Here is a 21,544-nt window from a genome sequence, read left to right on the forward strand (position 1 = left end):
CAGACAGAGATTCAAAAAAACGCAGATTGCCCGGTAAAACAATTCTACGGCTCTGCCACCCGGAATAAGCCTTTTATATGGGAAAATCAAGCACTTTGGGTGGCAAGATTCCGGAAATGAGAAAAGCTGGGTGCCGCCAAGCCACCCAGCAGTTTATTCTTCGACCCTTGAGACAAGTGCCGCCAGTAAGGAACCGGTAAGAAAAACGCAAGGAAAACGAAATTGACTGTCGGAATACTTCCATGGTAAAATGACGCACCCCCGGGGGGTTAGGGGGGGGGGGGGGGCACGCTGAAAGCAATTGTAGGAAGACAAACACACTGGCCGCTCCATGATGGATATGGCCGGTGTGTTTTCTTTCTGCCGGACCCAGCTGGCTTATTTGCGGCGAAGCATTATTTGGATTAATGAAAATGGGCCTTCAGACGTGCCCGGCCACAGCGTTGACCTGAGTTTTGAAGGATTCCACAGGTATATAGTGCTTGCTGGATACCAATACCCGGTGATTTTCGCCGTATAGTGTCTCCTGGATCAGGATGAAGGATGCATGCTGGGAGAGCATGTACTTGACGGCTGTGAAATTGCCTGTGGTGGTATAGGAGAGCTGGCAGGTGCTGCTGCCGGCATCCTTATATACGCCATGCTCCAGGTATTGGAATAAATCTTCTTTCTCCCTTAAATCTATCTGTTTTTCGGAAATAACCTCAATGGGAATGAAACTGAGGCTGTAGGCACACGCCTTCCCGGCGCGTTTATACCAGCGGTCTGCGATTACCACAACGGCGGTTTTCCGTTTCAGGTTCTGATTGATGGATTCCGTGGGCGGTTCTATGCGGAATTCCATCTCTGTCTCCTCAATGGATCCGGACAGCGTACAGCGGACCGGGTGCTGTGTGACCTCCAGGCCCGGCAGCTCTGCGTCGGGATTATGTTCGCTGATGAAATTTCCTTTTCCGCGTATGTTGATTACCAGATTATCCTCCTGCAGCAGCGCCAGAGCCCTGCGCAGGGTCATGCGGCTTACGTCCATCTGCAGTGCCAGCTCCGGTTCGGAGGGAAGCTGGCCGCCTGGAGGATACACGCCGTCTTGTATCATGGAATACAGGCGGTTATATACTTTCACATGTTTTAATTTCTTTGCTTTCTCAGATAATACATCTACTTCCATAGGTCTATCCTTTCTGTCTGGCTGTATCACAAAAAATATACAAGTCCCTATTAAACATCATAATTCCCGGAAGCTGTTTTGTCAATAAAATAGACATGTCTAGTTGTATAACACGATTGAATCGGTAAAAAACTATAAAAAAAGCACAGTTATATTGTCAATATACATAAAAGTATGCTGTAATAATTGTAAAATATTCCATCTAGAAATTATACAAGATAAATGATATTATACAAATGCACGACAAACAGACAAATAAACAAACAAAAACAAGAGTGTAAGTGCCGGTAAAATGTAAGCAAATGCAAGTAAAAGCGCAAGCTGAGGTTCAGGCAAAGCGCAGGCAAAAATACAAGCAAAGATGCAGGCAAAAGCGCAGGCAAAAAAATCAATTGAGAGAGGGTAATTATCATGCAGAACTATTCAGGAGAAGAAGGATTACAGTACCATTTACAGATCAGGAAGGGGGACGTGGGACGGTATGTCATCATGCCGGGGGACCCGAAACGCTGCGAAAAGATTGCGAAACATTTTGACAATGCGGTGCTGGTGGCGGACAGCAGGGAGTATGTTACATACACCGGTTATCTGGACGGGGAAAAGGTAAGCGTGACCTCCACGGGCATCGGCGGCCCGTCTGCATCCATTGCCATGGAGGAATTGGTGCTGTGCGGGGCTGATACATTTATCCGTGTGGGAACCTGCGGAGGAATGGACATGGACGTGAAGGGCGGGGATATCGTGGTGGCCACAGGCGCCATCCGCATGGAGGGAACCAGCAGGGAATACGCCCCCATCGAGTTCCCGGCCGTGGCTGACCTGGATGTGACCAATGCCCTGGTTTCCTCGGCAAAGGCGCTGGGATACACGTACCACGCGGGAGTGGTGCAGTGCAAGGATGCGTTTTACGGGCAGCATGAACCCAAACGTATGCCGGTGAGCTATGAGCTGCTGAATAAGTGGGAGGCATGGAAGCGCATGGGCTGCAAGGCGTCTGAGATGGAATCCGCTGCCCTGTTTATTGCGGCCAGCCACTTGAGGGTGCGCTGCGGCTCTGATTTCCTGGTGGTGGGAAACCAGGAGCGCCAGGAGGCAGGACTGGATAACCCCATTGTCCACGATACCGAGGCAGCTATCAAGGTGGCGGTGGAAGCCGTCCGCAGACTGATTCAGGCAGATAAGCAGGCTTAAGGAGAAAGATATCCGTCAAAATGTTGATTAAGGCAGTGATTGCCCAGTTCCTGATTGCGGTGATTCTGGTAAAGGTTCCGGCCGGCCGTTACGTGGTGTCTAAGGTATCGGATGCAGTGACCAGCGTCATCAACTGCGGACAGGACGGTTTAAGCTTTGTGTTCGGTTCTCTGGCAGACAGCACCGCTGCCGCCGGATCTGTATTTGCCATACAGGTCCTGGGCAACATTGTATTCCTGTCTGCCCTGGTAAGTTTTCTTTACTATATCGGAATTTTGGGATTTGTGGTAAAATGGATTGGTAAAGCAGTGGGTAAGCTTATGGGCACCTCAGAGGTGGAAAGCTTTGTGGCGGTTGCCAACATGTTTCTGAGACAGACCGACAGCCCGATACTGGTGAGCAAGTACCTGGGCCAAATGACGGACAGCGAGGTTATGGTGGTCCTGGTTTCCGGCATGGGCAGTATGTCCGTGTCCATATTGGGCGGTTATACGGCCCTGGGCATTCCCATGGAGTATCTTCTGATTGCCAGCACACTGGTGCCGGTGGGCAGCATCATGGTGGCCATGGTGGCTCTGGTGGCAGCGGTGAATAAACTGTTGGGTGTCTGCGGTATCAGCCTTCAGCAGGTATTTTCCTATGTATTTGCTCCCTTTGGCTTTTTCCTGGGCCTGGATCCGTCGGAAATCCTGCTGGAAGGAAATCTCCTGGGAAGCAAGCTGGTCCTCAATGAATTCGTGGCGTTCCAGCAGCTGGGCGGCATGATATCTTCCATGGATTACAGGACAGGGATGATATGCGCCATTTCCCTGTGCGGTTTTGCCAATTTCTCCAGTCTGGGAATCTGCGTTTCAGGTATCGCGGTCCTGTGCCCTGAAAAGAAAAGCACCCTTGCCCGCCTGGTGTTTAAGGCCATGTTAGGCGGTGTGGCGGTAAGCCTGATCGGCGCCATGGTAGTAGGCCTGGTCACATTATTTTAAGGAGGTCGTAAGATGGGAAAATATAAACGTATCTTTGTAGTGGTCCTGGATTCACTTGGAATCGGGGCAGTGGAGGATTCACCGGAATATGGAGATGTGGGGGTGGACACCCTGGGGCATATTGCCCAGAAGGTTCAGGGGCTTAAGATTCCGAATCTGAAAAAACTGGGCATGGTCAACCTGCATCCATTGGAAGGGATGGAGCCGGCAGAACACCCCTTGGGGCGTTACATGCGCCTGAAGGAGAGAAGCCGGGGCAAGGATACCATGACGGGACACTGGGAGATGATGGGGCTTCTTGTCACCACGCCCTTCCAGACATTTACCAGCCACGGCTTTCCTAAGGAGCTGATAGACGAGCTGGAGAAAAGGACCGGACGGAAAATCATCGGCAACAAGAGCGCCAGCGGAACGGAAATACTGGATGAACTGGCAGAGGAAGAGATTCGGGAAGGCCATCTGATTGTGTATACTTCCGCGGATTCCGTGCTTCAGATATGCGGCAACGAGGAGACCATGGGACTTGACAGCCTGTATCACTACTGTGAGATTGCCAGGGAACTGACGCTGCGGGATGAGTGGAAAGTGGGACGGGTCATTGCCAGGCCCTATACCGGCATGAAGAAGGGCGAATTCAAGCGCACCTCCAACCGCCATGATTACGCGCTGAAGCCATATGGAAGGACTGCCCTCAACGCCCTTAAGGACGCGGGATATGATGTGGTGTCCATTGGTAAGATATACGATATCTTTGACGGCGAGGGACTGACACAGTCCAACCATTCCAACTCATCTGTCCACGGTATGGAGCAGACCATCCAGTATGCAAAAACGGATTTCAACGGACTTTGTTTTGTGAATCTGGTGGATTTTGACGCTCTGTGGGGACACCGCCGCAATCCGGAAGGGTACGGCAGGGAGCTGGAGCGCTTTGATGAGAAGCTGGGTGAGCTGCTCCCCCTTCTGGGTGAGGACGATCTTCTGATTCTCACCGCGGACCATGGCAACGACCCTACCTACACAGGCACGGACCACACCAGGGAGCAGGTGCCGTTCATCGCCTATTCCCCGTCCATGGAGGGCGGAAAGGACCTGGGCGGGGCAGATACATTTGCGGTCATTGGAGCCACGGTGGCTGATAACTTTGGGGTGAAGATGCCGGAAGGCACTATAGGAACTTCGGTTCTGGACGAATTGTAATCAGGAAGAATGCCCCTTGGACGGTTTGTTCTTCGGGGCGGCTGACGGACGGATGGAAAGGATGGAAAATAATGGATAAGAAGGATATTTTAAGCAGGGTAGATCACACACTGTTAAAGCAGACAGCCACCTGGGAGCAGATTGAGAAGCTGTGCAGGGAAGGCATGGAATACGGCACCGCCTCTGTGTGCATTCCTCCCTGTTATGTGAAGCAGGCAAAGGATTTTGTGGGGGATAAGCTGGCAATCTGTACAGTTATCGGATTCCCCAACGGCAACATGACCACCGCGGTGAAGGTGTTCGAGACAGAGGACGCGGTGAAGAACGGCGCGGACGAAATTGATATGGTCATCAACATCGGCCTGGTAAAGGCAGGGCATTATGACCAGGTCCTGGATGAAATCAGACAGATTAAGGCTGCCTGCGGCGGCAGATGCCTGAAGGTCATTATCGAGACCTGTCTTTTGACAGAGGAGGAGAAAAAGGAAATGTGCCGTGTGGTCACGGAGTCAGGGGCGGATTTTATCAAGACCTCCACCGGGTTTTCCGCGGCCGGCGCAACACCGGAGGATGTGGCCCTTATGAGGAAGTACTCAGGTCCTGAGGTGAAGGTTAAGGCAGCCGGCGGAATCGCCTCTATTGAAGACGCAGAGCGTTTCATAGAGCTGGGCGCAGACCGCCTGGGAACCAGCAGGCTGATCCCATAGGCAGAGAATCTCAACCAAGCATTATAGCCGGTATTTCACTATCGGCTATTTTTGTTAAATATTCCCAGGCCCCTGCTGTGGTAGCAGCCCTTTACCGCATAATGTGGACCGTGGCACTGATGACGCCAGTGGTTTTGGGACGGAAGGACTGCAGGCGGGAGCTGATGGACATGGACAGAAAGACGGTCCTGCTGTGCGGGGCCAGCGGAGTGTTCCTGGCCGTGGGACTGGCAACTGCATTTAGCGGACTTGCCTTTACGGGATACGGAGCGCGCTCGTGGTTGTGGGCCTCCTTTTCGGTGTGTGCCCCATCCTTTTGGGACACGGTCTTTTCAGCTGGTGCCTGAAATTCTTTTCGCTCTCCTTTGTATCTGCTTCCAAGCTGTGCGGGCCTGTGGCTGCTGCTGTTTTTGCGCTTTTCCTGTTCGGGGAAGTGCCCCCGCAGATAGCGGGGAGCGTGGTGACAATCGGGGGCGTTCTCCTTTATTTCCAGACAGAAAAGAGAGAAAATGATATTTTAAAATGAAAATAGTAAGATAAAATTGACAAAACGGGTGGAAATTATCTGGAAAAAATTATATAATAGTGATAATAAGAAACAGATGCAGCCTCCCAGGGGGAATTTGCTGGGTTGGACTGGAAGGGGGTATCACTATGAATGAAAAAATAGCTCAGTTGAGAAAGATTCTGGATGATAGTACCTATACTGTGGCTCTCTGCGGTTCCGGTATGATGGAAGAAGGCGGGTTCATCGGTATTAAGAAACAGGATAAGGCATATGACATCGAGAACCGGTATGGCTACGGCGTTGAGGAAATGTATACCAGTGCATTTTACAATACCCGGCCGGAGCGATTTTTCGAGTTCTATAAAAAGGAGATGCTTCACAACGCGCCAAGGGACACTGCTTCCGGCCCGGCCCTGGCAGCCATGGAGAGGGCCGGAAAGCTTCAATGCGTCATAGACAGCAACATCTATGACAAGGCCCGCAGGGGCGGCTGCCGTTATGTTATAAATCTTCACGGAAGTATTTACCAGAACCAGTGCCCCAGATGTAAGAAAAAGTATCCCATTGGATATATTGCGGGTGCAAAGCGGATTCCAATCTGCAGGGACTGCAATGTTCCCATACGGCCCATGATTTCCCTGATTGGGGAGATGGTGGACAGTCAGAACATGACCAGGACCACAGAGGAGATAACAAAGGCGGATACCCTGTTATTGTTGGGGACCACCCTGGCTTCCGAGGTGTTCTGCCAGTACATACAGTATTTTGCCGGGCGGAACATGGTAATCATACATAAGCAGGAGCACTATCTGGATAAGGACGCAGATCTGGTGATATTGGACCATCCCATGAATGTGCTGCCGCAGCTGGGGTATGGGGAAGAGAAAACAGAAGAATAGATATATTTTCCTTTCAATTTTCTTACATTGGTTTAGAACCTGGGATTATATGGTATACTAAATAAAATATAAAATAAGCGTAAGGAGATGGAACAGGATGAAATTCAGAAAATGTGCTGCAGCCGGAGCGATGGCACTGTGCCTGGCGGCAGCCGGTCCTCTGAGCGCCCTGGCCGGGCAGAGCGCGGGACCGGGGGCAGCTTACCAGCCTTCTGTCAATGGGGTGAACATCTATGTCAGCAAGATGGGGAATACGCTGACGCTGAAACAATATGCCCAGACCATAGGAACCTGGCCTGTAAAGCTGGGACGGCGGTCTGAGACAGGGGACAAGGTGCAGGAGGGAGATGAAATCACACCCTCCGGATCGTTCTATGTGTGCACGAGAAATGACCAGAGCATATGCTATCTGGCTCTGGGACTTTCCTATCCCAATGCCGAGGACGCAGAGCGGGGCCTGAGAGACGGCCTGATTAATGAGGAACAGTATCATGCCATCCTGGAGGCAAATAAGGCAGGCGTACAGCCGCCCTGGAATACTCCTTTAGGCGGGGCAATTGAGATACACGGGGACCAGGGCGGAGGAACCTCCGGCTGCATCGCGGTTACAAACGATGTGATGGATATTCTGTGGGAATACTGTCCTCTGGGAGTTCCTGTAACCGTTGGGCCGTAGTTATTTAGAAATGCCGTAATCTGGTTTAATTGAGAGATAAGGACGGTTTGGAAGGAGAAAATCATGTGCAGGAATAAAAAGAAAAACAACAATGTCTGGCTCCATGCAAAGCCGGTAAGCTCAGCGGCGCCTGCATGGAGTAATATGCGCCGCTGAGATAAATGCTGGCTTTGCTTCCTTAAGAGTGATGAAAATAAGGAGTGAGCCAACATGAAATATGTCAACGCAAAGGCAGTCCTCCCCCATGGCCTGGTGGAGGAGCTGCAGGAATATGTACAGGCCGGATATATCTATATCCCGTCCAGGGAAAACCAGCACAAGGCCTGGGGCGAGCAAAGCGGCTGCCGCAGGGAACTGGCAGAGCGGAACGCCGGAATCGTGGATGCTTACCGGCAGGGGGTATCCCTGGAGGAGCTGGGGGATAAGTACTGCCTATCTGTCCATGCCATACGGAAAATTATATATCAGAAGTAAACGACAGGGAGCCGCAGCGCGCGGCTCCCTGTTTTGTTTGCCCAGCATGGGCGTTTTCTAATGGGTGAAAGTCCCAAGTGCGCGTAGGCAACAACGAAGCACATAGCCGAACAGCAAGGGTGTCCGCCGTGAGACGGAATCTGAAAGAAGCTGTAAGCAAACCTCTGACCTGACGGACAGGAACCGCATATAAGGCTCGGAAATACGGATAAGGTGGCAAAAGGCACTGAAGTCCAAAAGGTTGCCGGAAGTACGAGTAAATGCGGCAGGTACATGGAGGAAAAGAACACGCACCTTAACTGGGGAGGTCTCACAGGCGGTCTCATTAGCCGTAGTATAACTCGATTTAAATAAGCTTACAATTTAAGCATTGGTAGTAATCTGATTTCTTGGCTTACGTGTCCGTGCTTTGGGCGCACGTTTCCCTTGGTTTTCAGGATAATAATGTAAACTTATTAAAATCGAGTTATAGTAGTAACAACGAATTGTGAGAAGTCAGCAGAAGCCATAGTAGTGAGGAAGTTCCTGTAATGGGGACGGAGCGAAGGGCTGAACAATCAATCAGTTGAAGTACGTTCCACTTCGTAGCCGGAGCATACGCCTGTCGATGACTTCAAAGGCGGCAAAGGCAAAAGGGGCAGAAAGGAAACAACGCATGGACACAAGCAGTCTCATGGAGCAGATATTAAGCAGGGATAATCTAAATGCGGCGTATCTGCAAGTCGTAAGGAATAAAGGAGCGGCAGGCGTGGACGGGATGACCGTTGAAGAACTTGGCGCATATCTTTCGGAAAACGGCGAAAACATTAAGGAACAGTTGCGGACGAGGAAGTATAAGCCGAAGCCAGTCCGCAGGGTGGAGATACCCAAACCCGATGGTGGTACAAGAAATCTTGGAGTGCCAACAGCAGTAGACCGCTTTGTACAGCAGGCGGTGGCACAGGTGCTTACCCCGATATTTGAGGAGCAGTTTCACGACCACAGCTATGGATTCAGACCCAAGCGGTGTGCACAGCAGGCAGTCCTTAAAGCATTGGAAATGATGAATGACGGACACAACTGGATAGTGGATATCGACCTAGCGAAATTCTTTGACACAGTAGACCATGACAAGCTGATGACGATTTTCGGACGGACAATAAAGGACGGAGATGTCATATCGGTGGTAAGAAAGATTCTGGTCAGCGGCGTAATGATTGATGATGAGTATGAAGATACGGTAGTCGGCACACCGCAGGGTGGAAATATCTCGCCGCTGTTAGCAAATATCATGTTAAATGAGCTGGACAAAGAACTGGAAGCAAGGAGGCTGGATTTCGTCCGGTATGCAGATGACCTTATTATAATGGTCGGGAGCAGACAGGCGGCAGAGCGGGTAATGAAGAGCGTGGCTCGGTTTATAGAGGAAAAGCTTGGACTGAAAGTGAACGCGGAAAAGAGCAGGGTTGATAAACCAAAGGGCATTAAGTATCTGGGGTTTGGATTTTACTATGACTCATTTGCCAAAGGGTACAAAGCCAGACCACACCCGAAAGCGGCAGCAAAGTTCAAGGCGCAGATGAAGAAATATACAAGCAGGAGCTGGGGAGTGGGCAATGGTTATAAAATTGGGAAACTCAACCGGCTTATCCGAGGGTGGATAAATTATTTCAAAATCGGAAGCATGAAAAGGCTGTGCGCAAAAATGGACGGACAGATTCGGTATCGACTGCGCATGTGCATATGGAAACACTGGAAAACGCCAAAGAACAGGGAAAAGAATCTTATCAAACTTGGTCTGCCGCCAAATGCGGCACATGGCATTTCATATGCCAAAGGATATGCCAGAGTGTGCAGAAGCTGGAATCTCCACATTTGTATCAGTAAAGAGAGACTAGCTAAGTTTGGTCTTGTATCCATGGAAGACTACTACGCCGAAAAGGCTGTTACATGTTAAGTTGATTGAACCGCCGTATACCGAACGGTACGTACGGTGGTGTGAGAGGTCGGAAGGCGAAATAATCGCCTTCCTCCTACTCGATTATTTGCAATCTGTGCTTTATTTTAAGAACAAAGGGGGAAAAACGCATTTAGGCATTTGCATTTTTCATGGGCTGGTATATAATCGGTACTGTTAAAAGCGGCATGTATCGCACGTAAGAGACTAAAGGACAGTCTCTAAGTGCTCATAACGAGCCGCTGCACTAAGCGGTCAAAGGACGCCCGCCAAGTGCCAGCGGCATGTATCGCACGTAAGAGACCAAAAGACGGTCTCTAAGTGCTCATAACAAGGAGGCAGGAATATGCGAGGAGTGGAGACGCGTATACAGGAAATCAGACACAGGATATTCAGGGAAGTGGCAAGGATGGCCTATCATACGGAATGGCCGGTGGATAAACGTATTGAAGAGCTTCCGTATAAAATTATACCGGGAGAAGTGGGTAATTTCCGCAATGACGTTTTTTTGGAGAGGGCTATTGTCGGGGAACGGCTCAGATTGGCCATGGGGCTTCCGTACCGCAGCGCGGCGGAACATGCGCCGGTTTCGGATAACATAGAAGCGGCGGACAGACCGGAGACCTATTACACGCCTCCTCTGATTAATGTGATTAAATTTGCCTGTAATGCCTGTCATGAAAAGAGGGTATTTGTGACAGACGGCTGTCAGGGCTGCCTGGCCCATCCATGTGAGGAGGTGTGTCCTAAGGATGCCATCAAGCTGGACAGGACCAATGGACGCTCCCATATCAATGACGATAAATGCATCAAATGCGGAAGATGCGCGGATGTTTGTTCTTATAAGGCCATCATTATTCAGGAAAGACCATGCGCCGCCGCCTGCGGTATGGACGCTATTTCCACGGATGAGAATGGAAAGGCGGATATTGATTACGACAAGTGCGTGTCCTGCGGAATGTGCCTGGTGAATTGTCCTTTTGGAGCCATAGCGGATAAGTCGCAGATATTCCAGGTCATACGCGCCATCCAGTCAGGGGAAAGAGTTTATGCGGCGGTTGCCCCGGCTTTTGTGGGACAGTTCGGTCCCAAGGTTACACCCGGCAAGCTGCGTGCAGCCATGAAGGCGCTGGGGTTTGCGGATGTATTTGAGGTAGCGGTGGGAGCTGACCTGTGCGCTACCCAGGAGGCGATTGACTTCATCCGGGAAGTGCCGGAAAAGCTTCCTTTTATGGCCACATCCTGCTGCCCGGCCTGGTCCATGATGGCTAAGAAGCTGTTTCCGGAGCATGCGGACTGTATTTCCATGGCATTGACCCCCATGACCCTGACGGCAAGGCTGATTAAGCGGCACCATTCCAATGCAAAGGTTGTATTTATCGGTCCCTGTGCAGCCAAGAAGCTGGAGGCTATGCGTACAGACATACGAAGTGATGTGGATTTCGTTCTTACTTTTGAGGAAATGGACGGCATCTTTGATGCCCGTCATGTGGATGTGGAGAAGATAGAAGAAGATCCGGAAGGCGTCAATGACGCTTCCACGGACGGCCGTAACTTTGCGGTGGCAGGCGGGGTGGCCAAGTCCGTGGTGGATGTGATTCACCAGCGTTATCCGGATAAGGAGATTAAGGTAGCCAATGCAGAGGGCCTTAAGGAATGCAGAAAACTGCTGACCATGGCAAAGGCCGGGAAATACAATGGCTACCTTTTGGAGGGAATGGCGTGTCCGGGCGGATGCGTGGCCGGAGCAGGCACCATGCAGCCTATTAAGAAGTCCCAGGCCTCCGTGAACCTGTACGCATCCAAGGCAAAGCATAAGACCTCCAATGAGACAGAGCATGTGAAGGAACTGGATAAGCTGGTGGATTAGAGCGTGTTAATCTTTCTCCGTCATGATTTCCAAAATGGTGCGGTCTGTCTGCGCCATGCCGGGATTGCTGATTCGTCCCATATTGCGGATAGCGCCCTCGGGTGTGGCGTGGCATATGCCGTCCTTTGGATCCAGTACGGTTCCGTCTACGGCCAGGCAGGCGCTCATAAGAACTGCCCCGCCGGCCGTGGCCAGCTTTTCATGCAGGGCTGTCCTGCCGGTAAGGGAGTATTCCTTCTGAAAGATAGGCGTGAGAACTCCGTTTACTGTCCGGGCTGTGCGGACAATATTGGCGTGGGTGTTTCGTATTGTGCTGGCCAAGGATTGTCTGATTCATACAGATAAGCAGATGGCCCAGATTGTCCAGGAGGCAGGATATGCCAATCTGTCCAACTTTACAAGGAGGTTCAAGAGCTCAGAGAATATGACGCCGGGACAGTACAGGTATTTGTATGGTGATGGGAAGAAAATATAGATCAGGTATGGCAGGAGATATGACGGTGTGAGAAACGCCGCATCTCCTGCCATTTTTTTATTTGGCGGCCGGAACGGACCCTCTGTGGCAGATGCAAAAAACTTTGGTATTTGCCGCAAATTCAGTGTATTGAGTGAGATAAAGCCTTTTACTGGTAATAAATTTTTTGATTAACATAGAAGGGCTGGATGCGTGAAAAAATTGTAAAAGATGCATAAATAATGAAATAAAATATAGTGCAACATTTATCTATTGACAAATTTAAAAAATAGTAATAAGATTAAATCACGAAATAAATTTGGAAAAACGCTTTACTAAAAGCTTTTTCCTGGTAAAAGGAAACAATTACATTTCAGGTGAAGGAAGGAGTAGTTTTATGAAGAAACGTTTTTTGGCAATGACAATGGCGGCAGTGTTAGGATTAAGTCTGGTTGGGTGTGGCTCCAGCGGCACAGGAGCTAAGGCAGAGAGCAATGGAGGCAGCAGTCAGACTGCGGCGGAAGGCTCCGGCGAGGCGGCAGATTCTGAGGGCAAAAGTCCGATAAAGGTAGCGGTTGTTTACTCTGGTAATCTGGGTGACAAATCCTACAATGATTCCTGTAATGCCGGCGCACAGCAGGCAGCCAAGGATTTCGGGGTGGAGGTAAAGAATCTGGAAGGCACCACCGCAGACGAGTGGGAGGCCAACCTTCTGGCATGCTGCGAGGGCGGATATGATTTGGTCATCTGCTCTAACTCTAATTTCCAGGAATATCTTGAGAAATATAAAGACAGCTATCCGGACGTTAAATTTGCTATCATCGATACAACTGTAAAAGGGCCAAACGTGGTTTCCATCAGCTTTGCCCAGAATCAGGGTTCCTTTTTAGCCGGCGCAGTGGCAGCTATGTTCACAACCCACTCCGAGATTGAAGGTGTAAATGACGATGCCATTATAGGCTGGGTCGGAGGCCAGGATATTCCGGTGCTTCACGATTTCTATGTTGGATTTGAGCAGGGAGCAAAATATATAAATCCCGACATCACCATTCTTCAGTCTTATGCAGGAACATGGATTGATCCACTTAAGGGTAAGGAACTGACATTGGCTCAGTATGAACAGGGCGCTGACATTGTCATGAATGTGGCTTCCGGTACAGGTACAGGTATTCTGGAGGCAGCCAAGGAAGCTGGAAAATATGCCATTGGCGTTGATTTGAATCAGGATAACGACCAGCCGGGACATGTAGTGACATCTATGGTTAAACGAGTTGACACAGCCTGCTACAGCGTGATTGAGTCTGTAGTGGAGGGTAACTTCAAAGGAGACACCACCAGCTATCTGGAAATTTCCAACGATGGTGTGGACTTAACTGATTTCGCAGTCATTAAAGAGCATTTAGGCGATAAGTTCCCTGCAGATATCCAGGACAAGGTGCAGGAACTTAAAGACAAAATCATCTCTGGCGAGATTGTGGTAAATAACTACGAGGGATTCGGCAAGGACGCTCAGTAAGGCTGTATAAAGCGCGGAAATACTTCAGGGGCGGCAGGGCATGAATATGTCTTCCTGCCCTGGGTTTTATGAAATCTTTAGAGGCAAAGATTCAGGGAAAAGGGTGACCGGAATGAACGGATATGTAGTGGAAATGAATAGTATCAGGAAATCATTTGGCTCCGTACAGGCGGTAAAAGATGGGCAGTTCAACTTGAAGAAGGGTGAAATACACTCCCTGATTGGTGAAAATGGAACAGGAAAATCCACCATGATGAAACTGCTGTACGGACTATATGATTTTGACGGGGGAGATATAAAAATCAAAGGTGAGAATATAAGCCACATCACCCCCAAGATTGCCATAGAAAAAGGAATAGGCATGGTGCACCAGGAATTCATGCTGGTCAACGAGCTTACGGTACTGGAGAATATTATTCTGGGATTTGAGCCCAGGAAGGGATGCACCATAGATTTTGAAAAAGCAAAAAATACAGTGCAGCACTATATAGACCAGTACGGCATGGATATACAAATGAGTAAGAAAATAAATCAGATTTCCGTGGGAGAAGCCCAGAGAGTGGAGATTATTAAAATATTGACCAGAGGAGCAGATATAATCATACTGGATGAACCGACAGCGGTGCTGACGCCTCAGGAAACCCGCAGGCTTTTTGAGATTCTGGAGAATTTGAGGAAGGACGGCAAGTCCATTGTTTTCATTTCACATAAACTCAATGAGGTAATGGAGATATCGGACCGTATTACGGTAATGAGGCAGGGATGTTTTATCGGTACCGTAGATAAACAGGATACGTCCCCTTCGGATTTGGCCAGGATGATGATAGGAAGGGAAGTTTTCCTGGACATAAAAAAGGAGAAGGCTGATATCGGTGATGTGGTCCTGGAGGTCAGAGATTTGTGGACATCGGGGGAAAAAGAGATATCCAAGATACGCGGTGTCTCCATGGAAGTCAGGGCAGGAGAAATCGTGGGAATTGCCGGTATTGATGGGAATGGACAGAGTGAGTTTATAGAGGCTATAACCGGATTGAGAAAGGTGGAGAAGGGATGTGTTATTCTGGGAGGAACGGAAATCACTAATTTTTCTCCAAGGAAATCCAGGGAAGCCGGACTTGCCCATATTCCTGAAGACCGAAATACCAGAGGTTTAAACCGTACCATGACAATACGGGAGAACCTGGTGGCGGTTCAGGAGGACAAAGCGCCCTTTGCCAGGGGAATCATGGTAAATGATTCTGCCTCCTACCCATTTGCGAAAGAGATGGCCGAAAAATTCGATATACGTCCCAGGGATACTGAGATTCCCGCATCCTCACTTTCGGGAGGAAATGCCCAGAAGGTAGTGGTGGCGAGAGAGGTTTCCATAGGCGGAAAACTTCTGGTGGCATCCCAGCCTACAAGAGGTGTTGATATAGGCGCTATTGAATCAATCCGCACTATTTTGCAGGATGTCAAGAAAAAGGGCCTGGGAGTGCTTCTGGTATCTGCGGACCTGGAGGAAATCATGTCTTTGTCTGACCGTATTGTGGTTATGTATGAGGGCAGGATTACAGGGCGCATGATGGCGGAGGAAGCAGATGAAGAAAAGCTGGGGCTTCTGATGATGGGCGGCCATGATATGGAAGGCTGCGGTATCCAGGAGCAGGAAGGAGGCAGACAATGAATCCAAGAGTAGAATCAGTGATGAAAAGCCTGAGGAGGATTTTACTGCTGGCTCTTCTGGCGCTGGGCATAGGAGCTGTTTTTATACTGCTGATTCATGAAAATCCACTGGAAGCATATGCGGCTTTGTTTAAGGGAGCTTTTGTGGGGAAGCTGAAGATTGGTACAACCCTGGCCAACTTTACCCCGCTGCTTTTGACGTCCATTGCATTTGCGGTGGCGGCTAAGGCAGGAGCCTTCAATGTAGGCGTTGAGGGCGAGGTGTTCTTAGGCGGTATGGCAGCTGCCTATGTGGGAATCTACTGCACATGGCTTCCAAAGCCTTTGCTGCTGGCGGCATGTTTTGGGGCTGCCGTTGCAGCAGGTGCTGCATGGGCATGGATTCCGGGATTTTTAAAGGCGTATTACGGCGTCAGTGAGGTGTGTACTACCATTCTGATGAACAGTGTGGCACTGTATATCACTTCCTATTTAGTAAGCGGACCAATCAGTGCAGGCGTTGCCAATCCCCAGTCCATACCGGTGAATGTGACGCTTCCCAAACTTTTGAAACCAAGTAATGCCAACGCGGGGCTGTTTATAGCTATTATAACGGTAATTGCTGTCATCTGGATGCTGAACAAAACAACGCTGGGCTATAAAATAAGAACCGTGGGAACCAATCCGGCCAATGCTGAGTATGTTGGAATCAATCCGAAGAAGGTGTTTATCCGTACCATGATGCTCAGCGGCGCCATTGGCGGCCTGGCAGGCTGTATCGAGGTGCTGGGTACATACGGATACTTCCTGAATAACTTTGCCGCGAACCTGGGAACAAACGGTATGCTGGCTTCCCTGATTGTAAAGAACAATGTGGTTACCACCCCGTTCATCGCGTTTTTCCTGGCAGTGCTGCGCTCCGGAGCTTTGGGTATGCAGCAGAATACCGGTGTTCCAAAATCCATTGTAGATACCATTACCGCTATCTTTATTATCGTGGCTACCATGGAATTGTTGTTCCAGTTTAACAAAAAACGCAAGGCAAAAGCAGATGCGCAGTAGGAGGAGGACATATGCAATTTGATAAGATTTTTGATATTTCATTAATATATGCGACGTTCCGTTCAGCTACGCCCATCATATATGCAGCTCTTTGTGCAGCCATTACCCAGCAGGCGGATATTCTTAATATTGGTACTGAGGGTATCATGCTTACAGGCGCGTTTACGGCTGTAACTGTTAGTTATCTGACTGGAAGCTGGGTTCTGGGAATCCTTATTTCAATGGTTGCAGGCCTTCTCATTGCCATGATTATGGCTGTGGGGCACATTAAGTACAAGGCAGAGATTTGTGCCATTGGTATGGGTATTAATCTGTTTGCCATTGCCTTTACCAAATTCATGCTCAATAGCATGCTTGGAGTAAGCGGCTCCTTTACCAGCCCGCAGATTAAAGGAATACCTAAGGTACATATACCGTTTTTAGACGGCGTGCCTGTTCTGGACAGCCTGTTTAACAACTGGAGTGTTACGGAATGGTTTGTTATCGTGCTGGTATTTCTTATGATGTTTCTTTTTTATAAGACAGTATGGGGACTGCGGCTGAGGGCAGTGGGACAGTTTCCCATGGCTGCAGAGACAGCGGGAATTAATGTAAATGCCATGAAATACCAGGCAATAGCCATATCCGGTCTGATTGGAGGGCTGGCAGGAGCTCATCTGTCCCTTGGATACAGCAGGCTTTTTACAGAGGGCATGACGAATTCCAGAGGATTTATGGGTGTGGCTGCCATGTATTTTGGAGGAGCCCATCCTGCACTTACAGCGGTCGGCTGTCTGATATTCGGATTTACGGATTCATTGGGAGCCCGTATACAGGCGTATGGTGTTCCATCCCAGTTTGTATTGCTGATGCCCTACGTGGTGACCATTGCTGTGCTGGCAGTTTCCATGATATCTAAGAAAAAAGCCCAGGAGAAGAAAAAGAGTTCGCTGGTTACGATTGAATAGCAGGAGGTCAAGATATGGATAAGCGCAAGATTATTTTAGACTGTGATCCGGGCCATGACGACGCGGTTGCCATAATGCTGGCAGCTAAGAGCCCGCAAATTGATTTATTGGGCATCACGGTGGTTGCCGGAAACCAGACATTGGAGAAAACAACTGCCAATGCGCTGAATGTATGCCAATATCTGGGGCTGGATATTCCGGTGTACGCAGGATGCGGACAGCCCATGATACGGGATAAGCAGGTTATTGCGGATGACATACATGGAGAGACAGGACTTGACGGACCGGTATTTGCACCTCTCCGGAAAAAAGCGGAAGATAAACACGCGGTGCTGTATATAATAGATACGCTGATGGCATCGGACGGCGATATTACACTTGTACCCACAGGCCCTCTGACCAATATTGCCATGGCAATCCGCCTGGAACCGAGAATTCTTCCCAAGATTCGTGAGATTGTGCTTATGGGAGGCTGCTATCAGTTGGGAAATGTGACGCCTGCGGCAGAGTTTAATATTCTGGCGGACGCAGATGCGGCCCATGTGGTGTTCACATGCAATAGGCCCATAACCATGGTGGGACTGGATGTGACCAGAAAGGTACTGTGTTATCCGTCCGTGATTGAACGAATGGAAAAAATCGGCACGCCGCCGGCAATGCTGTTTGTGGATTTGATGCTGTTTTTCGGCAAGAGCCAAAAAGCTGTATTCGGATGGGAGGGAGGGCCTCTCCACGACCCTCTGACCATAGCATACCTGATAGACCCGGCCGTCCTTACTACGAAAGCAATGTTTACGGAAATAGACATCCGCAGCGTTCAAAGTTATGGCCGTACGAATTGTGACTTCTTCGGATATTTCAAGAGGGAGCCCAACAGCAATGTGGCAGTGGAAGTGGATGTGGAAAAGTTCTGGGATATCATTGAACAGGGAATCCGCAATTACGGTTAAAGGAGTTGAAATGATGAGGCCGCTGAAAGAAGTTTTGGAAGAAAATAAACAGTCATATATACAGCGTTTGATGGACCTTATTGCTATTGATACCCATGATTTGGGCCATGGGATAGCAGGGGGGCTGGAAAAGCAGGGGCAGGAGTATATGGTGAAATTGTTCGGGGATATGGGAGCGGATATCATCCGCCGGGATCCCATGACGGAGGAAGCCATTGAACAATGCCTGGCCAAATATCAGGAAGGGAACATTGGACATAATTACGATGACCGCTATAATGTGTATGCTGTTTTTAAAGGAGACAAGGACGGCAGGAGTTTGATGTTTAACGGCCATATAGATACCATGCCTGCGGGAAATGAAAATGAGTGGAATACGCCGCCGCACACGCCAACCATGAAGGACGGCAGGCTTTACGGCCTGGGCGCGGCTGATATGAAAGGCGGTCTTATGGCATCTGTTATGGCAGTACAACTGCTTAAGGATGCCGGGGTAAAGCTGCCGGGAGATGTACATATCACTTCCGTCTGCGACGAGGAAGGCGGAGGCAATGGTTCTATGGCGGCCATCATGTCGGGAGAAAAAGCCGATGGTGTGGTTGTCTGCGAGCCTTCTTCCGATGAATTGATACTGGCTCATATGGGATTTGTATTTTTTAAAGTGGAGTTTGAGGGAAAAGCCAATCATTCAGGTGCAAAGTGGAAGGGAGTCAGCGCAATTGATAAGGCCCTTAAGGTTATCCGGGAACTGGAGGAGCTGGAACACAAATGGCTCCTGACCTATAAACATCCCCTGCTTCCTGCTCCCAATCTGAATATAGGTACGATTCACGGCGGCAGCGCCGGGTCCACCGTGCCGGGACATTGTTATTTTGAGACATGCATCCATTATCTGCCCAGACAGATGAGCTATGACCAAATTGTAGAGGAGTTTACAGATGCGGTGAACCGGGTGGCGGACAGTGACTTATGGCTGCGCCAGCACAGGCCGGTGATAACCATGTATCAGGCCGGCGGGGCCTTTGAACAGGAATCCGACGACAGCTTTGTGTCCTGCTTTATGAATGGATACGAAAAAGCCCTTGGGAGGCAGGTGCGCCTGGTCGGTTCTCCGGCAGGCTGTGACTCAAGATTATGGAAGAACATCGCTGGCTGCCCCACCATGCAGTTTGGCCCCGGACGGTTGGAAGAGTGCCATGCTGTCAACGAATATGTGGAGGCGGAATCATATCTGGAAGCCATTCTTGTTTATGCCCAGCTTATACTGGAATGGTGTAAGGCAAACAAATAGAATGAAAAATAAGGAGAAGAGAGATGAGTAAGAAAGTATTGTTGGCAGGAGAATCCTGGATGAGCTACACCACACATGTGAAAGGATTTGACAGTTTTTATACCTCTGTATATGAGACAGGAGAAAAGTGGCTGAAAGCAGCCCTGGAAGAGGGCGGCTATGAGGTTACCTTTATGCCCAACCATCTGGCAGGAGAGGAATTTCCATTTACAATGGAAGAATTAAAGAAATACGATGCGGTGATTCTTTCTGACATTGGAGCAAATACGCTTCTTCTTCCGTCAGCCACATTTATGAGAAGCGAGAAGAAACCAAACAGATGCAATCTGATTCGCGATTACGTGCTGGATGGGGGGGCCCTTATGATGGTGGGAGGCTACCTTACCTTTTCAGGCGTGGATGCAAAAGGAAAATGGCATGATACTGCGGTGCAGGAGGTTCTTCCGGTAGAGGTTCTTACCGTGGACGACCGTATGGAGCACTGCGAGGGAACTACGCCTGTGACGGTTGCTGAGCATGAAGCCCTGAACGGAATTCCCAGGGAATTCCCGCAGGTACTGGGATATAATAAGACCATTGCAAAGCCGGAAGCGGTCGTGGCCGCTGTGGTAGATGATGACCCGTTTATTGCCTTTGGAGAATATGGAAAGGGAAAGAGCGCTGTAGTAACCACGGACTGCGCCCCCCATTGGGCACCGCCGGAATTCTGTGAGTGGGAATATTATAACAGGATGTGGCAGGGAATCATGGACTGGCTGACAAAGTAAGAATAAGAATGGGGACTGCTGCCTGAAATCAAGGATTCCATGGGCGGCAGTCCTCTTTTTGCAGGAGGATTGCAGATGGGAACAGAGAAAAGAACAGAGAAAAGGACAGAGGAACAGAGGAGAGCGGAGGCTCTGGCGTTGTTGAAGCACATACTGGATATACCCAGTGTCAACGGAAAGGACAGGGAACAGGAGACAGCTGTTTATCTGGCAGAATATTTAAAAAGAAAGGGTATGGAAACAAGGGTTCAGCTGATAGATGAGCATCACGGAAACGTGATTGGCGTGCTCAAAGGAAAAACAGAGGAGACCATACTTTTTAACGGACATCTGGATACGGTTCCATATGGGGATATAAACGAATGGAATACCAATCCGGCTGTGTGTACAGAACAGGACGGGCGCCTTTATGCAAGAGGAGCCAGTGATATGAAAAGCGGATTGGCAGTCATGGCTTTTGTTCTGGGAGAGCTGGCTGAGAGCGGATGCGTCCCGCAGAAGACGATTGTTTTTGCGGGAACCTGCGATGAGGAACGCGGCGGTTTGGGCGCAAAGGAAATCATAAAGGAATACCCGGATTTATTTCCAGAGCTGCTCCTGATTGGAGAGCCTACTTCATGTCAGGCTGGTGTGGCTCAGAAAGGATGTATCTGGTTAAAGCTGTCTGTTTCAGGCAAGACAAGCCATGGAGCAGAACCCTGGCAGGGAATCAATGCCCTGGAGCAGGGCTTCGGCCTGCTTGCGGATTTGAGAGAGGAGCTTAAGAGGGAGGAGCATCCTGTGCTGGGACGCAGTACGCTCCAGATTACCATGGCGGAGGGAGGAATTGCCCCCAATATGACGCCGGACAGGGCCAAATTCCTGGCTGATATCCGGATTGTACCGCCCTTGAATGAAAAGGAGGTTCTGAACCGGTTGGAATGCCTTATGCAAAAGCGGTGTGAAGTTTATAACGGGGGCCTGGCCTTTGTGCCTGAGATAACAAATTACAGGATGCCGGCAGAGACAGGCCCGGAAAACCAGTGGCTTCACAGGCTGAAAGGATTCATAGGCGATGATGCAGGGGAGACCGGTATCAACTATTTTACAGACGCCTCCATTCTCCTCACAGCCTGGCCGGACAGTCCGGCGCTTCTCTTTGGTCCGGGAGAGCCTCAGATGTGTCATAAGCCCAATGAATATGTGGAGATATCCAAGTATTTGGAGGCAATTCGGGTCATGGAAAAATTTTGCTGGTACATTGCTAAATAATAAACTTATGATATAATGAAATGTAAGATTTTGAGCATGTTTTAACAGGGGGC

General features: G+C 49.5%; 20 protein-coding genes and 1 pseudogene. 19 read left to right on the forward strand and 2 right to left on the reverse strand.

Annotated features, from left to right (window positions below):
- Positions 1-421: 421 nt before the first annotated feature.
- The gene (locus LA360_RS23940; RefSeq protein WP_057572730.1) at positions 422-1,168 is read right to left on the reverse strand and encodes a GntR family transcriptional regulator; all 747 of its coding nucleotides are present in this window, start codon (positions 1,166-1,168) and stop codon (positions 422-424) included.
- Between the two features lie 411 nt (positions 1,169-1,579).
- Between LA360_RS23940 and udp the strand changes: the two genes are divergently transcribed.
- From udp to LA360_RS23990, 10 genes and pseudogenes are all read left to right on the forward strand, one after another.
- Positions 1,580-2,359: a uridine phosphorylase gene (gene udp / locus LA360_RS23945; protein WP_002567762.1), complete on the forward strand. Its 780-nt coding sequence runs from the start codon at positions 1,580-1,582 to the stop codon at positions 2,357-2,359.
- An 8-nt stretch (positions 2,360-2,367) separates the two neighbouring features.
- Entirely contained in the window at positions 2,368-3,339 is a 972-nt protein-coding gene (locus LA360_RS23950; RefSeq protein WP_225537794.1) for a nucleoside transporter C-terminal domain-containing protein, read from the forward strand.
- A 12-nt stretch (positions 3,340-3,351) separates the two neighbouring features.
- The gene (locus tag LA360_RS23955; protein WP_022200417.1) at positions 3,352-4,539 is read left to right on the forward strand and encodes a phosphopentomutase; all 1,188 of its coding nucleotides are present in this window, start codon (positions 3,352-3,354) and stop codon (positions 4,537-4,539) included.
- A 71-nt stretch (positions 4,540-4,610) separates the two neighbouring features.
- The gene (gene deoC / locus LA360_RS23960; RefSeq protein ID WP_002593587.1) at positions 4,611-5,246 is read left to right on the forward strand and encodes a deoxyribose-phosphate aldolase; all 636 of its coding nucleotides are present in this window, start codon (positions 4,611-4,613) and stop codon (positions 5,244-5,246) included.
- Positions 5,243-5,772 (forward strand): annotated as a pseudogene (locus tag LA360_RS31615) (hypothetical protein). The gene deoC and the pseudogene LA360_RS31615 overlap by 4 nt, the downstream one beginning before the upstream one ends.
- Positions 5,773-5,900: 128 nt before the next feature.
- Positions 5,901-6,653, forward strand: coding sequence for a Sir2 family NAD-dependent protein deacetylase (locus LA360_RS23970; protein WP_022200419.1), 753 nt, complete (start codon positions 5,901-5,903; stop codon positions 6,651-6,653).
- 97 nt (positions 6,654-6,750) lie between these two features.
- Positions 6,751-7,329 (forward strand): L,D-transpeptidase family protein, encoded by a 579-nt coding sequence (locus tag LA360_RS23975; protein WP_022200420.1) that lies wholly within the window; start codon positions 6,751-6,753, stop codon positions 7,327-7,329.
- Positions 7,330-7,539: 210 nt separating this feature from the next.
- Positions 7,540-7,803 (forward strand): CD3324 family protein, encoded by a 264-nt coding sequence (locus tag LA360_RS23980; RefSeq protein ID WP_022200421.1) that lies wholly within the window; start codon positions 7,540-7,542, stop codon positions 7,801-7,803.
- Between the two features lie 655 nt (positions 7,804-8,458).
- Positions 8,459-9,739, forward strand: coding sequence for a group II intron reverse transcriptase/maturase (gene ltrA / locus LA360_RS23985; protein WP_002578445.1), 1,281 nt, complete (start codon positions 8,459-8,461; stop codon positions 9,737-9,739).
- A gap of 346 nt (positions 9,740-10,085) precedes the next feature.
- On the forward strand, positions 10,086-11,609 hold the full coding sequence (locus tag LA360_RS23990; protein ID WP_002588141.1) for a 4Fe-4S dicluster domain-containing protein: 1,524 nt from the start codon (positions 10,086-10,088) through the stop codon (positions 11,607-11,609).
- 6 nt (positions 11,610-11,615) lie between these two features.
- Here LA360_RS23990 and LA360_RS30830 read toward each other — a convergent pair whose 3' ends face one another.
- Positions 11,616-11,930: a serine dehydratase alpha family protein gene (locus LA360_RS30830; protein WP_057572273.1), complete on the reverse strand. Its 315-nt coding sequence runs from the start codon at positions 11,928-11,930 to the stop codon at positions 11,616-11,618.
- Here LA360_RS30830 and LA360_RS24000 point away from each other — a divergent pair.
- The 9 genes from LA360_RS24000 to LA360_RS24040 all read left to right on the forward strand — a co-directional run bounded on the left by LA360_RS24000 (position 11,908) and on the right by LA360_RS24040 (position 21,491).
- A complete protein-coding gene (locus LA360_RS24000) occupies positions 11,908-12,084 on the forward strand; it encodes a helix-turn-helix domain-containing protein (protein ID WP_225537680.1) in 177 nt (58 codons plus the stop codon). The genes LA360_RS30830 and LA360_RS24000 overlap by 23 nt on opposite strands.
- 376 nt (positions 12,085-12,460) lie before the next feature.
- On the forward strand, positions 12,461-13,579 hold the full coding sequence (locus LA360_RS24005; RefSeq protein WP_003525905.1) for a BMP family lipoprotein: 1,119 nt from the start codon (positions 12,461-12,463) through the stop codon (positions 13,577-13,579).
- A 40-nt stretch (positions 13,580-13,619) separates the two neighbouring features.
- Positions 13,620-15,245 (forward strand): ABC transporter ATP-binding protein, encoded by a 1,626-nt coding sequence (locus LA360_RS24010; RefSeq protein WP_022202163.1) that lies wholly within the window; start codon positions 13,620-13,622, stop codon positions 15,243-15,245.
- A complete protein-coding gene (locus tag LA360_RS24015) occupies positions 15,242-16,285 on the forward strand; it encodes an ABC transporter permease (protein ID WP_057572272.1) in 1,044 nt (347 codons plus the stop codon). The genes LA360_RS24010 and LA360_RS24015 overlap by 4 nt, the downstream gene beginning before the upstream one ends.
- Before the next feature lie 11 nt (positions 16,286-16,296).
- The gene (locus LA360_RS24020) at positions 16,297-17,232 is read left to right on the forward strand and encodes an ABC transporter permease (protein WP_022202161.1); all 936 of its coding nucleotides are present in this window, start codon (positions 16,297-16,299) and stop codon (positions 17,230-17,232) included.
- Positions 17,233-17,246: 14 nt separating this feature from the next.
- Positions 17,247-18,182 (forward strand): nucleoside hydrolase, encoded by a 936-nt coding sequence (locus LA360_RS24025; protein ID WP_022202160.1) that lies wholly within the window; start codon positions 17,247-17,249, stop codon positions 18,180-18,182.
- A gap of 10 nt (positions 18,183-18,192) precedes the next feature.
- Positions 18,193-19,473: a M20 family metallopeptidase gene (locus LA360_RS24030; protein WP_022202159.1), complete on the forward strand. Its 1,281-nt coding sequence runs from the start codon at positions 18,193-18,195 to the stop codon at positions 19,471-19,473.
- A 23-nt stretch (positions 19,474-19,496) separates the two neighbouring features.
- Positions 19,497-20,240: a glutamine amidotransferase gene (locus tag LA360_RS24035; protein WP_022202158.1), complete on the forward strand. Its 744-nt coding sequence runs from the start codon at positions 19,497-19,499 to the stop codon at positions 20,238-20,240.
- A 75-nt stretch (positions 20,241-20,315) separates the two neighbouring features.
- Complete coding sequence (locus tag LA360_RS24040) at positions 20,316-21,491, forward strand: M20 family metallopeptidase (protein WP_022202157.1); 1,176 nt, start codon at positions 20,316-20,318, stop codon at positions 21,489-21,491.
- The last annotated feature ends 53 nt before the right edge of the window (positions 21,492-21,544 follow it).

Source organism: Enterocloster clostridioformis (assembly GCF_020297485.1).
GTDB classification, from domain to species: domain Bacteria; phylum Bacillota; class Clostridia; order Lachnospirales; family Lachnospiraceae; genus Enterocloster; species Enterocloster clostridioformis.

Excerpts from the sequence above, each read along its gene's own strand:
- LA360_RS23940 (WP_057572730.1), bottom strand. The coding sequence starts at position 1,168 with ATGGAAGTAGATGTATTATCTGAGAAAGCAAAGAAATTAAAACATGTG.
- udp (WP_002567762.1), top strand. The coding sequence starts at position 1,580 with ATGCAGAACTATTCAGGAGAAGAAGGATTACAGTACCATTTACAGATC.
- LA360_RS23955 (WP_022200417.1), top strand. The coding sequence starts at position 3,352 with ATGGGAAAATATAAACGTATCTTTGTAGTGGTCCTGGATTCACTTGGA.
- deoC (WP_002593587.1), top strand. The coding sequence starts at position 4,611 with ATGGATAAGAAGGATATTTTAAGCAGGGTAGATCACACACTGTTAAAG.
- LA360_RS23970 (WP_022200419.1), top strand. The coding sequence starts at position 5,901 with ATGAATGAAAAAATAGCTCAGTTGAGAAAGATTCTGGATGATAGTACC.
- LA360_RS23975 (WP_022200420.1), top strand. The coding sequence starts at position 6,751 with ATGAAATTCAGAAAATGTGCTGCAGCCGGAGCGATGGCACTGTGCCTG.
- LA360_RS23980 (WP_022200421.1), top strand. The coding sequence starts at position 7,540 with ATGAAATATGTCAACGCAAAGGCAGTCCTCCCCCATGGCCTGGTGGAG.
- ltrA (WP_002578445.1), top strand. The coding sequence starts at position 8,459 with ATGGACACAAGCAGTCTCATGGAGCAGATATTAAGCAGGGATAATCTA.
- LA360_RS23990 (WP_002588141.1), top strand. The coding sequence starts at position 10,086 with ATGCGAGGAGTGGAGACGCGTATACAGGAAATCAGACACAGGATATTC.
- LA360_RS24005 (WP_003525905.1), top strand. The coding sequence starts at position 12,461 with ATGAAGAAACGTTTTTTGGCAATGACAATGGCGGCAGTGTTAGGATTA.
- LA360_RS24010 (WP_022202163.1), top strand. The coding sequence starts at position 13,620 with ATGAATATGTCTTCCTGCCCTGGGTTTTATGAAATCTTTAGAGGCAAA.
- LA360_RS24015 (WP_057572272.1), top strand. The coding sequence starts at position 15,242 with ATGAATCCAAGAGTAGAATCAGTGATGAAAAGCCTGAGGAGGATTTTA.
- LA360_RS24020 (WP_022202161.1), top strand. The coding sequence starts at position 16,297 with ATGCAATTTGATAAGATTTTTGATATTTCATTAATATATGCGACGTTC.
- LA360_RS24025 (WP_022202160.1), top strand. The coding sequence starts at position 17,247 with ATGGATAAGCGCAAGATTATTTTAGACTGTGATCCGGGCCATGACGAC.
- LA360_RS24030 (WP_022202159.1), top strand. The coding sequence starts at position 18,193 with ATGATGAGGCCGCTGAAAGAAGTTTTGGAAGAAAATAAACAGTCATAT.
- LA360_RS24035 (WP_022202158.1), top strand. The coding sequence starts at position 19,497 with ATGAGTAAGAAAGTATTGTTGGCAGGAGAATCCTGGATGAGCTACACC.
- LA360_RS24040 (WP_022202157.1), top strand. The coding sequence starts at position 20,316 with ATGGGAACAGAGAAAAGAACAGAGAAAAGGACAGAGGAACAGAGGAGA.